Annotated in this window: 11 protein-coding genes; all 11 read right to left on the bottom strand. The window is 46.5% G+C overall.

Annotated features, from left to right (window positions below; all coding sequences use genetic code 11):
• Nucleotides 1-92: 92 nt before the first annotated feature.
• A complete protein-coding gene (locus tag T3H97_RS05295; protein WP_103049004.1) occupies nucleotides 93-629 on the bottom strand; it encodes a mismatch-specific DNA-glycosylase in 537 nt (178 codons plus the stop codon).
• 14 nt (nucleotides 630-643) lie between these two features.
• Nucleotides 644-1,507: an aldo/keto reductase gene (locus T3H97_RS05290; protein ID WP_328801907.1), complete on the bottom strand. Its 864-nt coding sequence runs from the start codon at nucleotides 1,505-1,507 to the stop codon at nucleotides 644-646.
• Between the two features lie 14 nt (nucleotides 1,508-1,521).
• Nucleotides 1,522-2,763, bottom strand: a complete 1,242-nt coding sequence (locus T3H97_RS05285; protein ID WP_328801906.1) for a beta propeller repeat protein — start codon at nucleotides 2,761-2,763, stop codon at nucleotides 1,522-1,524.
• Nucleotides 2,764-2,912: 149 nt separating this feature from the next.
• The gene (locus tag T3H97_RS05280) at nucleotides 2,913-4,367 is read right to left on the bottom strand and encodes a PstS family phosphate ABC transporter substrate-binding protein (protein ID WP_328801905.1); all 1,455 of its coding nucleotides are present in this window, start codon (nucleotides 4,365-4,367) and stop codon (nucleotides 2,913-2,915) included.
• Nucleotides 4,368-4,564: 197 nt separating this feature from the next.
• The gene (locus T3H97_RS05275) at nucleotides 4,565-5,329 is read right to left on the bottom strand and encodes a class I SAM-dependent methyltransferase (RefSeq protein WP_328801904.1); all 765 of its coding nucleotides are present in this window, start codon (nucleotides 5,327-5,329) and stop codon (nucleotides 4,565-4,567) included.
• Between the two features lie 215 nt (nucleotides 5,330-5,544).
• Complete coding sequence (locus tag T3H97_RS05270) at nucleotides 5,545-7,641, bottom strand: DUF6449 domain-containing protein (protein ID WP_103049009.1); 2,097 nt, start codon at nucleotides 7,639-7,641, stop codon at nucleotides 5,545-5,547.
• A complete protein-coding gene (locus T3H97_RS05265; RefSeq protein WP_103049010.1) occupies nucleotides 7,616-8,518 on the bottom strand; it encodes an ABC transporter ATP-binding protein in 903 nt (300 codons plus the stop codon). The genes T3H97_RS05270 and T3H97_RS05265 overlap by 26 nt, the downstream gene beginning before the upstream one ends.
• Nucleotides 8,511-8,900: a GntR family transcriptional regulator gene (locus T3H97_RS05260; protein ID WP_103049011.1), complete on the bottom strand. Its 390-nt coding sequence runs from the start codon at nucleotides 8,898-8,900 to the stop codon at nucleotides 8,511-8,513. The genes T3H97_RS05265 and T3H97_RS05260 overlap by 8 nt, the downstream gene beginning before the upstream one ends.
• Nucleotides 8,901-9,092: 192 nt before the next feature.
• Nucleotides 9,093-10,259, bottom strand: a complete 1,167-nt coding sequence (locus T3H97_RS05255) for an MFS transporter (protein WP_442955635.1) — start codon at nucleotides 10,257-10,259, stop codon at nucleotides 9,093-9,095.
• Nucleotides 10,260-10,364: 105 nt separating this feature from the next.
• The gene (locus T3H97_RS05250; protein ID WP_149096077.1) at nucleotides 10,365-10,676 is read right to left on the bottom strand and encodes an ArsR/SmtB family transcription factor; all 312 of its coding nucleotides are present in this window, start codon (nucleotides 10,674-10,676) and stop codon (nucleotides 10,365-10,367) included.
• A gap of 149 nt (nucleotides 10,677-10,825) precedes the next feature.
• The gene (locus T3H97_RS05245) at nucleotides 10,826-13,501 is read right to left on the bottom strand and encodes a PAS domain S-box protein (RefSeq protein ID WP_328801902.1); all 2,676 of its coding nucleotides are present in this window, start codon (nucleotides 13,499-13,501) and stop codon (nucleotides 10,826-10,828) included.
• Nucleotides 13,502-13,677: the final 176 nt, after the last annotated feature.

Raw genomic sequence — 13,677 nt, 5'->3', positions numbered from 1 at the left:
GAAACAGCTCAAAGAACCACACGCTCTTCCCAGCAGGGACTGAAGCGTGTGGTTCTTTTTGTGCTAGCTGTATCCACCGTACTTACTGCATTTCAGACGATTTCTGACGAAAGGAACGTTTGGAGATGGCGATAAATACCTGTGATTTCTTCCAGCGACATGCGCACCAGTCCGCTAGACGAAGGTGCCACAAATTCATACATCTCAGGAATGAGCGGTTCAGGCTGAAATCCCCAATTTACTTTGGATTTTTTACTGTATTCGGTGTACACGCCTTTGCCGACAAAGCAAGCAACCTTCGGACGGTATTCCTGTAGCTTCGCATACAGCTTCAGACGTCCTTCGGCGTATTCCTCGCGTGCAATATCCTCTACTCCCCTCGTGGGACGGGAAACAATGTTCGTAAAGCCGAAGCCCAGCTTCAGCAGCTCCCGATCTTCCGATGGATCGTACAAGCGAGGTGTCAAGCCTGCTCCCTCCAGTATGCGCCAAAATCGGTTGCGCGGGTTCGCATAATGATGTCCTACCTCGCCTGATTTCAAGCTGGGATTAAAGCCGATGAATACAACGGATAATCCATAATCCAGATGATCATCTACCTCATGCAGTTCTATCTCTCGCTCTGTCATGGGCTCCTCCTTCCTCAAATCATATCCAGCGGCTGCTTCCGCGTTGGCGGAGGAAAAGCTTCGTCTATTTGTTGAAGTTGTTCAGGAGTGAGCCGAATACTTGCTGCCGCTGCATTTTCTCGTACGTGCGGTTCCTGCACCGCCTTCGGAATTGCCCAGACATCACCGTCCCGTATGACCCACGCAAGTGCAATTTGGGATGGAGTTACCTCGTGGCTAGCAGCAATGTCTATCATAACGGGATGCTCCAGCAGCCCCCGTCGCAGGCGGCCACCTTGGGCAATCGGGCAATAGGCCATCACAGGCACCCCATGCGTACGGCTCCAAGGTAGCAGATCATATTCGATGCCCCGCGAAGCCGCGTGATACAGCACTTGGTTGACAGCGCAGGCTTCGCCTCCACTTATGCTCCATAGCTCCTCCATGTCGGACTTGTCCAGATTGGACACTCCCCAGCTACGAATTTTGCCCTGCTCACGCAGTTTTTCCATGCCTTGTATCGTCTCTTCCAGCGGAATATTCCCACGCCAATGCAACAAATACATGTCCACGTACTCCGTTCCCATTCGGGTTAGGCTCGCTTCGCACGCTTGAGCCAGTCCTTGACGGTCCGCATGATGAGGATACGCCTTGCTAACAAGATAGACATCGTCCCGGCGACCCCGAATGGCCTCTCCGACGATCTTTTCTGCGCCGCCCTCCGCATACATTTCAGCCGTGTCCACCAGCGTCATGCCCAGCTCCAAGCCAAGTTGAAGCGCGCGAACCTCTTCCTGCCGGAGTGACGCTTTTTCACCCATATGCCACGTGCCCTGCCCGATGAGCGGCACTTCACGACCGTCAGTCCAGGTAATCACACTTTTCTTATGTTGGCTCATATGCCATTCCCTCCTTAGGAGCCTGATGCCACAGGCTTGTCAAATACATGGCTCTGCGTCCAATGCTGTCCACCATCTGAGGTAGTATACATGACTGGGGCCTGCTCTGAATCTGAGAAAATAGCCCAGCCTTCCTTGGCATTGGCCATCCCGATTTGCTGACCACCATAACCGTCAAAACCTTGCTTGCCATTATTCCACGTCTTGCCGCCGTCAGTCGTCCAGCCGATGGTATTGGGCTTGTCGCACGGTGCGCAGTAACCGCCCATCCATGCGCTACTGCTATTAATCGCATAGAGCATACCAGGTGCAGCCCCTTCATTTTTGGGAACCTGGTTGTCTTGCTGGCTAATACCTGGTGCCGGACCGCCACCAGCAGTGGTATTCGCCAGCACAGCACGCCAGCTTTGTCCACTATCGGCAGTATGCCAAAGCGAATACGACGTCTGATTCATCCCCGTATCTCCAACCAGCTCGATCCATGCGTTGCCGCGTTCTACCGAACGAATAATGGCTCCATTTAGAGGCGCCTCCGTTGTGCGTGACATGACAGTAGTCCACTTTTGGCCCCCGTCAACAGTGTGTAAAATTTGAAACGAACGGTCTGTGTCCTGCGTAACTGCCCAGCCGTTTTGCCGATCATGGTAATATGGCTGTCCTACCAAGTGGCCGGGCACGGGGAGCGAAGACCAGCTTTGCCCGCCATCCTTCGTATATTGCTTGCCACTGAACCCTTCCTTGGATGATACAAAGTGTAAAAAGCCCGTTTGCCCTTGCTCAGGTACAGTCCCGACAACCTCCCAGCGTTTGCCGCCATCGCGAGTGGCCAGCAGCGATCCGCTGTCTGCCATAACAGCCCAGCCTTGCTGCCCGTTCAAGGCAAAAATCTGCTGAACCGTACCTTGGCCCTGATATTGCACATTCCACGTCGATCCGACTGAACCGGATGCAGCCGCGTCCGTTCGGGCAATCCAGCCATTTCCGCCGATCCAGCCGGATTGGCCGTCGATCAAACGCAACGCGGTAATATTGTCCATGCGGACTTTCGCTATAGTAGTGTCTGTGGTTGCTTGTCCTCCTGTTTTCGGTGTATCTACAGTCGCTCCCGAACCATTCGCTTGTGCCGAGACGGCACCCTTTTGCTCATTTTGAGCCGTTTGTCCTGTTTGCGAACTTGTTTGTGAGCCTGTTTCACACCCCGCTGTCACTATGGCTACGGCGAGTAAAAGCACCCAGACCGATGTTTTTTTCTTCATTTTCGTTCATCCCCTTATGTTGGTGATATACATGGCTGTGCGGGTATTGTATTCACAGCCATGTATATTCTATGTATTACCCTGCTGTCTTCGTTTCACTCTTAAGGTGAATATACGGAATGGACTGAATGCAAACCAGCGTTACAGGATTACGAGTTTACAGGAACAAAGCCGCCTTTTTCGATGGCCCGAGTTCCTTCTTCACTTTGCAGCCATTCGAGTAATCGTTGCATCGAAGGGCTTGGTTTCTCGCCTTCCCGTGTGACTACAAACAGTTGAGCTGTGAATGGATATTGCTTCGAGCGGATGTGCTCTTTGTTCGGCTTCACTCCATCAATAGACAAAAATTTGACCTCTTGACGATTATGCATCACATTTGCAAAATAATAAAATGAATATCCGAGCGCGTTGTGATCCTTGTTAAAATCTGCGACTGCATTAATCATACCACCCATAATGCCAATTTGTAGTTCACGTGGCGGGTCAGCCATCTCATGGCCTGCCATCACTTTCTTTTGCATGTATGTCTGACTGCCTGAATTTTCTTCTCGCTGGTAAGCAATGATCGGCTGATCCTTGCCCCCTACTTCATTCCAATTGTGGATAGCCCCTTCATATATGCGACGAACCTGCTCCGAAGAAAGTCCGTCAACCGGATTGTCTTGATGTACGAGAAAAATAAACGCATCCCACCCAATGGGTGTGAGCTTCATTTGAATTCCCCGGCTTTTTGCCAGACGCAGTTCCTCATCGGAAGGACCAGCCACCAGAATCAGATCCGCCTTCTTTTCAATCAAATTGACATATGCCTGATGGGTCGTGTTGAATCTCAGTTCATGCGCCGCTCGCGCCTTGCTCATTCCGGTCAGTTCATGCAGCATATCCTGCGCAAAAGGAATGGCCGCCGTAGCCCCGTCTACTACCGGAAAATCCCTCTCTGCAATGTACGGGCGTTGAGGAAGCATCAGTGTAATCGTCAGCACAATGACGAGCGCAGCAGATATCGCGGCAACAATCCATTGCCATCTATGATCCACCTTACCATTCTTGTCGGTTAGCGCTGGATAACGATTCACCCCAACTCCTACTACCATGCCAGCTATCGGCAGCAGTGCTGCCAGTAGAAACCAAACTTCACCATGCTGTGTATATGGCCCCAATACCTCTAACACAGGCTCCGCCCAAGCGTGATAGAGTGAAAAGAGCTCCCACGCCCCTCCCCACACTTCAGCAGGTTGGCCACCAGACCCTTGTATGCCTACAATCCACAACCACAGTCCACATAATAATGATAATAGCCCGGTCATCATCAGCGAAAGCTTGCCCATGCTGGACATACGCGCACTCAAGGCACCATAAGCTGCAAAGATGAGACCGATAATCCATGCATATAGAAGCAGTATTACAATCACAGTTGTATCCGTCACACCTTCATGCCTCAGTAGAAGCTGCACTTGGGGTGCCACAACCATACTCCAAACTACATTAAACATGACTGAAAACAATCCAAACATAAACGTACCGCCCAGCCATGGCCAAAACCATGCTATCCGCACAGACTCGTCCTTTTCCGGCTTGGTTATAACTCCCTTTGGATCAGACATGTACATCCCCCTATATCTAATGAATGAAATGAAACTGTAAGCCATTGCTTCTTCATTGTACAATTATGGTAAAGATTAGTATACGAGAGGAGGATAAAAATGTCCTTATCCGATCATCCCAGCGATGAATTACTCAAGCTGAGTATGGCAAAAAAGGCCTCCCCTACGGGAAAGGCCTTTTTGTCATCGAATCTTCTTTATATTGCTCTGGCATGGATCAAAAAACGGTGCTGCTTCACGTCCCAATACCCATCACGTTGAATATCCAAATACAGACCATACAGCTGTTCTATATATTTCTCTGGCTGAAAATCTGCAATCTGCCATTCAATGGCTTTTAAATAGTAGACAAGTGCTCCAATATCGTAAAAACGCTGTATCGGAAACTGCTCCTGCTGCTCTACGATTTCGAAGCCATTGCTTTTCAAACCTGCAAGTGCTTGAGAAAGGGTCCAGTCCGCATACTCGTAATTAGGTGCTCCCAAACGGTCGTTGATGCCCGCACAATCCAGGCCCCCTACCTGTTGAGTCAAAAACGTCCCACCTGGTCGCAAAATACGCCGTACCTCCGTTGGCGAAAATGACTCATGCTTATTCAGCACGAGGTCGAACCCGGCATCGCCAAACGGAAGGGAATCGTCATCCTGTATAGCCATAACGCGCACACCCAGCGGCTCCAACCTTTCCTTGGCGATAGGAACATTCGGTGCATATGCTTCTGTCGCACATACGATCTCTGGAAAAGGGCCTAGCCGAGATAATAGCTCTCCCCCGCCTGTTCCCATATCCAGCATCGCCTTGGATGAATGAATAAACTTCATAGCTTTGCTGACATAAGACCAGTCCAATGGCTCGCTCGCCACACGTCCTGTATCCGAGATGAATGAAAAATCCCATCCAGAAAATGACTGCTTATGATGCTCCAAGAACTGTAGAAATTCACGATCTTCTGTATATTTCATATTATTTTTGCTCCTCCACCATTGAACTGGACATAATTGAACTCTTCTCTCTGTATGTTCTACGTTGTATCTCTCTGTGCCTTTATTATGTCAGCCCTAATGTGGAGGAGCTCTTACCCGTCGATAAGGTTGTTATATGTCGTGTCCGAACCATCCCATGTTCATCTACCTCCGTCCATATGCTATCCAAACCAGATACTGTCCTTCGTAAGAGCTTAAGGAACTGCTGGTAATGCCTTGGCAAGCTCCGGTGTCATATCGTTCGGAGTAAAATAGTAATAGCGTGTATGGGGATCTGAACTAAATAAAGGTTTGATCTTGACCTGAACCAGGTAAGTGCCTTTCGTCATATTTGGAGTATAGCTATTAGATCTACGCTTTTCCAGTACAGTGCTCCACAGCTTCGGGTCTTCAATCGTTATTGCTTTATGCTTCTGTTGGATGCTTTTAAATAGCTTATAGTCTTCAATATACTGATTGGGTTGATAAGGTTCAAGCTCTTCAGTAATAATAGGAACAGCCCGTATCGAAAAAATATCCTTGGCATCAATGATCACCTTATCCGCATACCCCTTTTGCTCTAGCCAACCTGTAAGCTTGTGATATGAAGCCGGCCAATCAAATGAAATTTCACGCTTCCAGCTCGGTTCGTTATTGGTAAAGGATGACTCTTTGTTTGTAATAGAAATACTCCCTAGGGGATATCGATGTGATTGCATTTCGCTATAACTCATATTTAATACTTCTTCTCTGAGTATATCTTCAAATTCACGTGCTTCTTTGGGATTGGTTAAAACCACTCGTCTTTCATTATCATCTACGGATTGGATATTAATCGTCTCTGCTTTTCCTTGCAGCTTATCCAACTTGTACCTCACCGTTTTGTAAGGCTCTGCTTCCATCACTTTAGTCAGTTCTGTCCGGAAGGGCTTCTCAGGGAATGTATAGCGGCGAGTCATGGTGGAACCATCATCCAGACGGTAGACTATGACTGCCGATTCGACGGCCAGGTTTTTGGACAACGTTTTCTCGCCAGCTGCATGTGCACGTACAAGTTCACGATGTAAATTTAGCACAGAGGCGATATAAGCCCTGTCTTGGGAGTAATAAGCTTCTGTTTGTGCATCTCCCCCTAGAGGCTCCTCTTGCCCCACATAAACTTTTTCTACGGAGTGTGCTGTTGGAATCCGTCCCTCATAACCCAACCAACCTGAAATCGGGATATATAGTACTAGCCCCATGATCACACCGTAAACGACCATTTCTATCAAAGCGCGAACGCGCACAATTTGCCACGTTTTGCGGATGACCATCTCTACAATGATATAACCTAAAATAGCTCCAAGTGCATACCCAAAAATCGACCAATTAGCTCCTCTTGTACCTGCATTATAAAAATAATCGCCTAGTACAAGCATAGCGCATAGTATAACCCCTGCTTTGAACAAAGGTTGAAAGAAAGAGAAAGCCATTGCCTGAGTCGCCTTCTCGACTAAGCGTTTACGATACAAACCATAACTCAAGGCGACAAACAGCAGGGAGATACCTATATAGGCAAGCAGCTCCATGTAAGAAAAGGCGCGATTCGGCAAATTGTCCATAATGCGTACAAACGGCGATAAGTTTTCCCAAATATTATTATTGCTGCGAAACTCCGAACCGTTAATATATTGGACAATGGTTTCTTGCACCCGCACATATCCGTATAAATTACGCTCCAGAAAACGCCCCATCATCATGAATAGAAACTGAGGCAATAGCAATAAAACATACACTACTACGGTCTGTAGCAACGATTGTCCCACACAAATACCTACAAACACGGTAAAGGTAAAAAAGAAAATCGTAAGGACGGATACGACCAGTGCCCATGAACCAATATCATGGATATGAAAAATATAAGGCAGTTCGACTGACGTGTTAACCCAGGCAGTTACTCCCGCAGTCAGCCATACAGGTACAAGTAAAAGAATAAGACCGCTAATTAAATGTGCCGTTAATAGATGCTCTCTACGCAAAGGCAGGCTATGATACAAATCGGATGGCCCCTGTCGCTGAATAAAACGAAGCAGCATCACACCTGCCAGCACCGGTACGGTCACTAAAATTAATTTTTGCAATTCATTACCTGAGCTTGTGCTATCGAACAAGCTTTTTAAAACCACTCGTGGTTGTTCATCACCAATGCTCATAAACAATGGCAGCAGTACTGTAAATAGCAATCCTGCCAAGTACAATAGACCGATCCAGCCATGCTGTCTCAGGCATTGGCGAATTACGCCGCCGCTACAGAAGAATCGGTTGGATGTCATAACCTGCGTCCTCCATTTCATAAATGAAAATTTCTTCAAGCGTCAACGGCAGCAAATCGAGCACATGCGGCTCATACGCTTCAATCGTCTCTGCAATCCGCTCTCGCTCACCCCGGATTATAAGCAGCAGAACACTGCCCCTCCGCTCCTTATGTACAACCGAAAGTTGTCCACAGACGGCTTCCTCATGCATGCTGTCCCGAAAAGCAACCTGCACCTTATGCGTATCGGATTTGAGGTCGTCGACCTCTTTTTCCAACAGCATCCGCCCTTGGTGCATAATGCCGACATGATCACACATGTCTTCAATCTCACGCAAATTATGAGACGAGATCACGACAGTCATCTCACGTGCTGCGGTTTCTTGGAACAAGAGATTTTTGATCATCCGCCGCATCACAGGGTCCAGTCCGTCGATCGGCTCATCCAGAATCAGCAGCTCTGGCATGCAGCTCAAGGCAAGCAAAAAAGCGGCCTGACGCTTCATCCCCTTGGAAAAACGGTGAAGCTTTCGTTTAGGATCTAGCTTGAAAATCTCGGTAAGCTGTGTGTAGCGTTCCTCACTCCAAGTTGGATAAATGGAGCGGTAAAACCTGGCCATCTGACGAATTGTCGCTTGCGGAAAAAAATAGGGGGTATCCGGCAAAAACAGAATGTGCTGCTTAACTTCAGGCTGCTCATACACCGGCTGTCCACTGATTAGCACCTTGCCAGCATCGGGTCGGTAAATCCCGGCAATGATTTTGAGCAGTGTTGTTTTCCCTGCCCCGTTCGAGCCCAAAAGTCCAAAAATAGAGCCTTTCTTCACCTTAAGGGCGAGCTGATCGACAGCCTTTTCTTCTGTAAATGTTTTTGTGACTTCCCTTAATTCAATCAAGGGACATCCCCCTTTCCTTCAATTGCGTAGCTTCCACGTATAAGGCGTCCACTTCCTGCTGCGTAAAACCGAAATGGACAGCTTCGATCATCTGCTTCAACAGCGCCGCCCGAATCTCATCCCGCTTCATTTGCTGCGGCTGATGCTCGGCAGGGGTGACAAAGCTGCCCTTGCCTTGGACGGAATAGATGTATCCTTCGCGTTCCAGCTCTCGATACGCCTTCTGAATCGTATTGGGATTCACCGTAAGCTGAGCGGATAAAACCCGTACAGAAGGCAATTGCTCATCCGGCTGAAGCGATCCGTATACGATCATTTCCTTTACCTTCTCTATTAACTGTTCGTAGATCGGCTTACGACTGCGGATATCCAGCTCGAACATGGACTTCCTCCTTTCAAGACTTGATCAGATTCATCTGCATCCTTTCAGCTGTTCTAACTGTACTATTATTAATAATACAGTTAGAACAGTTTGTCAATCATTTATTTGGGGATTTCTTACAGAAAAAAAGACCAACTCAGAAAGCTGGTCTTGAAATCAACGTTAACCTGTAATGATTTCGGCAAAAGTTTGTTACATATTTTTTGACTTCGTATGTATCCCAAAAAACATAGATTTAAGGATAATACACACAAGAGACAATATAACAAAAAGTAGGCCACTCCAAACAACATCCCCTGTTCCTAATTGAGAAATAAACCAGCCTCCCATCGCTGTCCCTATGGTGACACCCAAATTTGAAAAAGAAACATACAGGCTATTCGCAAATTCCGGGGCTTCTGGAGCCTCCGAGGTAAGCCAAATTTGACTTACAATCAATCCACTCGTATGAACAGCTCCCCAGACAATAATAATCCCACTTGTGAGAAGAAGAGTTGCACCCACATATTGAAGCAGTAAATAACAAACCCCTAAAGCAACAGGATAAAGCAACACCGTTTTCAACATATGATGGTTTAACATCTTTCCCGAGTACCAGTTACCAGCCACACCACTAATCCCGAAAAGCACAAGCATCGTGCTAATCCATTCTCCACTCATGTGCGTTTTCTCTCCTAGATACTCCGCAAAATAACTATATACAGAAAACATCGCAGCAAATATGAAGCATGCCGTACCGATATTCAACCACAATGTGGGTTTTCTCAATATTTTAAGCTGGTTCCTGACAGGTACTTCCTTCTGCTCCAATCTGGAAGGAACCATGAGCCCTATTCCAACACACGCAATAATATTCACAACAGCAGAGAACAGAAATGAAGTGCCAAGAGAGAATTGATCAGCAATATAAGAAGTAAGCGGAACTCCCAATACCATCCCCACACTAACTCCAAGAAATACCTTTGCACTTGCTTTAGCAGCCTCTTCTTTCTTCGATAATGCAACAGCTAGTACGAAGGCAATGGAGAAATACAATGGATGAAAAAAGGCGGGGAATATTCGGAATACGACAAGTGTATAAAAGTTCGGTGCAAAAGCTGATATCACATTCGAGATGGAAAAAATAATCATGATGCTCATCAGCAACCATTTACGATTCCATTTTGAAAATAGCAGAGTTACCCATGGCCCAAAAATGGCAATAGTGAGTGCAAAAAGACTGACCAGTATTCCAGCTTGTGGTGCAGTAACGTTATACTTATCCATGACCATTGGCAAAATCCCAACGACTCCAAGCTCCGTATTTATAATGCCAAATATACCTAGTGCAATAAAAAATAATGGACTGTTTCTGTTCACGATTTTCATCTCCTTGACCTTATAATCTATATATTCTAAAATCTATATTTATAGATATGATATACAAAAAAAAGTAGGTAACTTTGTTCATTATTTTGTGGCTACCTACATTTCATTCTTGATATATTCAGCGAATTTACAAATATTCTCTTCATTTCTTCGGTAATAGGTCCACTGTCCAAATCGCCTGGATTCCAAAAGCCCAGCCTTCTTCATGAGCGTTAAGTAACTGGAAATAACAGATTGTGCTAAGCCTGTTTTTTCCTGAATGCTACCTACACAAATCCCTCCTTTAAAGTTAGCATCCGTTGGTAAAAACAATTGCGGTCCGAAATTTTCATCTGAATTTTTTAACCAATCCAAAATTTGCAGGCGTGTATCATTCGACAAAGCTTTAAAAATCATTAGAGTATCCATAAACCTCATTATATCTCTTATTTTAGATATGTAAATATCTATTTCAATAATATAGCATCGACTGTTGTGTGTTGTGCCATTCTTTCATACACTCCACTTGAACATAAAAATAGCCGTGATGCGTTAAGCACCACGGCTGGCTATTTCTTTTAGCATTCCGTCGATTCGTAAGGCTCGTCACGGCTTATATTCGCAGGTGCTTCCCCTTCCGGTAGCATAAGATCTAGCTGAAACCGGAACGTGGCTCCTCTGGCCTCGTCACTATCCACACCAATGGAGCCGCCCATCAGACTGACCAGGTTTTTGCAGATGGATAATCCCAGTCCTGTCCCTCCATATTTTCGGTTCAGTGCCGGATGAAGCTGGGAAAAAGGCTGAAACAATAGATGCTGGCGGTCTGCTGGAATACCGATTCCAGTATCCGTTACACTGAACTCAATCAGGCATCTATTTTTACGACGGCTGTAAGCCTTTCTCTCCACAAAGATATTTACACGCCCTCGCTCCGTAAATTTGATCGCATTGCTCACCAAATTTACCAGCACCTGTCGAATACGCACATGATCACCGACCAGCATCCCCGGCATTTCCTGATCCACATGCCATTCCAGCTCAATGCCTTTTTCCATAGCCTGCGTCATGAATAGGTCAGCCACACTGCCCACCACATCATCTAGCACAAAGGACTCGTGCAGCAAAGACATTTTGCCAGCTTCGATTTTGCTCAAATCCAGTATCTCATTCAATATCTGCATTAAAGCACCGCTGCTGCTGGTAATAATGTCTATATAGCTACGCTGCTCCTCATCCAATTCAGTATCTGCCAATAACCCTGCCATGCCTATAATGCCGTTCATCGGTGTACGGAGCTCATGACTCATCACAGAGAGAAACTCTGACTTGGCCCGATCGGCGCGTTCGGCAGACTCCTTGGCCCGAATGATCTCCTTTTCATTCGTCCTGTCTACAAAAACCATCACAGCCCCTTTTCGCTCGCCATTATCCATCAAAGGGCTGATTCGATAGGAGGCCAGAAAGCTGGACCCGCCTTTTTTCCAAAATACAGCTTCCTCTGCCTGATAAGAGGCTCCACTTCGAATCGCTTGAAGAATAGAGGACTGTTCGTCCGGAAAATGACTGCCAATTTCGTCAGCATGGCGGATCATGTCTATGCATGCGCCATTCAGCGGTTTGGCCGATCCTACGCCGAACATCTCGACAGCTGCCGGGTTCATAAAGCGGACATGTCCTTCGGTACTTAAACCCACAATTCCTTCGGATACAGCATTCAAAATAAGCGAATGCTCATTACTGAGCTTCTCAATTTGAGCAATGTAGCTTTTAAGAGGAGTAACATTTTCTATAATCCCGTAGCAGCCTACAATTTCCTCTTGCACGAAAATCGGGATATTCGTCATCTTGATGAATAGACGCTCCCCCTCCTTATGTATAAATTCCGATTCATAGGTTTGCGTCTCACCCTGCTTGGCCAGCTCCATGTGACGCTTGATTTTGTCCTGTTCCTCAGAGGAAGCCATGATAAGTATGTCAGCCCCAAGCAACTCATCCTTCGTATAACCCGTAAGCTCCTCCAAGCTCGGATTCACGCTCAAGATATGACCTTCCATATTCACGGCGCATATCCCGAGTGGATTATGTTGAAATAGTGACTTATAGCGGTTTTCACTTTCACGCAGGCGCTGCTCCATTTCCCGGTGCTCTGTAACATCCTGAATCATACCGACCACCTGAACAGGCATGCCTGCATGTTCGTCCATTTCAGATTCCCAGATTGAACGCAGCACTTTTTGTTCCCCATTCGGCAATACAATTCGGTAAAAGGTCTCTTCGTGTATTCCCTTCAATATGACGTTGGTGATAATCTGTTTCATGCGCTCTGTATCTTCTGGATGAACAGCCGCCATGAAGGCGTCAATACTTGTTTCAACCGGCTTGACACAATAGCCAAAAATGCTGCGAAATTCCTTGGAGAAATGCATAACATTGTTAACCAGATCCCAGTCCCATGAGCCGAACATCGCCAACCGCTGAGCTTTTGCCAAATTCTCCTCGCTCTTCTGGCGCTCTGTGATGTTGCGTCCGATGGACAGCACTCGCTTGATTCTGCCCTGTTCATCCCGAATAATGCGGTACGATACTTCCAGCCACAAATAGTGCCCGTCCTTATGACGAACACGCCGCTTCATGATGCCTGTTTCCTTGAAGAGTCCATGTACACGCATATAATCGGCATCTTCAATATGGTAGAATTGGAGCCGCTTTTTGCCGAGCATTTCCTGCTTTGTATAGCCTAGGAGTTTTTCCACCGATGGAGAAATATATTGGAGTATGCCGTCTGCCGTGCTGTAAGAGATGACATCCGGCGTATTTTCGGTAATCAGCATGTACAGATCCTCATTGTCCGAAAGCACCTGCTCCATGTCCTTTTTCTCCGTGATGTCCATTGCATACGCAATCAAATAAGATTGTTCGGTAGCCTCATCATCAAATATGGTTAATTCCAGCGATAGCCAGACGGATGTTCCCCTTTTATGTTTTAAACGTAGCTCTGTCTTATAGACTTGATCCGTAGCCTGTAGCCAACCTGCATAAGCCTCCCTCAACCCTCGCTGATCCTGAGCCTCTTTATATAAGAGATGGTAATATCGGATATCCAGTAATTCCTCCTGCTCATATCCGACCATTTTGCAAAAGGCGGGATTGACGTACAGGCACTTCCCTTCCCTCGACAAAATCACGATTCCTGTCGGGGCATGATTATACATATGTTCCAGCAAAGGTAGTCGTCGAGCAGCAGAAAACACAATCAATCTCCTCCTCTGTAATCTGGCAGTTTTATCCAATTGTACATATTATAACATGATGTGGGATTTTTATAGCGGTGAGTCCACCTCTAGATGAAAGCCCTTAAAACATGTATGCACAAAAGATTGCCGATGCAGATTCATCGGCAATCTTTGAATTATTTTTTTATACCACC

Origin of the sequence: Paenibacillus sp. LX16 (assembly GCF_036252815.1) — a bacterium.
Classification (GTDB): Bacteria; Bacillota; Bacilli; order Paenibacillales; family Paenibacillaceae; genus Paenibacillus; species Paenibacillus polymyxa_B.
Note: the sequence above shows the minus strand (reverse complement) of the source record. Positions and strands in the feature narration are given on the sequence as shown.

Bases quoted from the DNA above. Each gene is read 5' to 3' on its own strand.
- T3H97_RS05250 (WP_149096077.1), bottom strand. From the start codon at position 10,676: ATGGATACTCTAATGATTTTTAAAGCTTTGTCGAATGATACACGCCTG.
- T3H97_RS05275 (WP_328801904.1), bottom strand. From the start codon at position 5,329: ATGAAATATACAGAAGATCGTGAATTTCTACAGTTCTTGGAGCATCAT.
- T3H97_RS05285 (WP_328801906.1), bottom strand. From the start codon at position 2,763: ATGAAGAAAAAAACATCGGTCTGGGTGCTTTTACTCGCCGTAGCCATA.
- T3H97_RS05290 (WP_328801907.1), bottom strand. From the start codon at position 1,507: ATGAGCCAACATAAGAAAAGTGTGATTACCTGGACTGACGGTCGTGAA.
- T3H97_RS05280 (WP_328801905.1), bottom strand. From the start codon at position 4,367: ATGTCTGATCCAAAGGGAGTTATAACCAAGCCGGAAAAGGACGAGTCT.
- T3H97_RS05260 (WP_103049011.1), bottom strand. From the start codon at position 8,900: ATGTTCGAGCTGGATATCCGCAGTCGTAAGCCGATCTACGAACAGTTA.
- T3H97_RS05270 (WP_103049009.1), bottom strand. From the start codon at position 7,641: ATGACATCCAACCGATTCTTCTGTAGCGGCGGCGTAATTCGCCAATGC.
- T3H97_RS05295 (WP_103049004.1), bottom strand. From the start codon at position 629: ATGACAGAGCGAGAGATAGAACTGCATGAGGTAGATGATCATCTGGAT.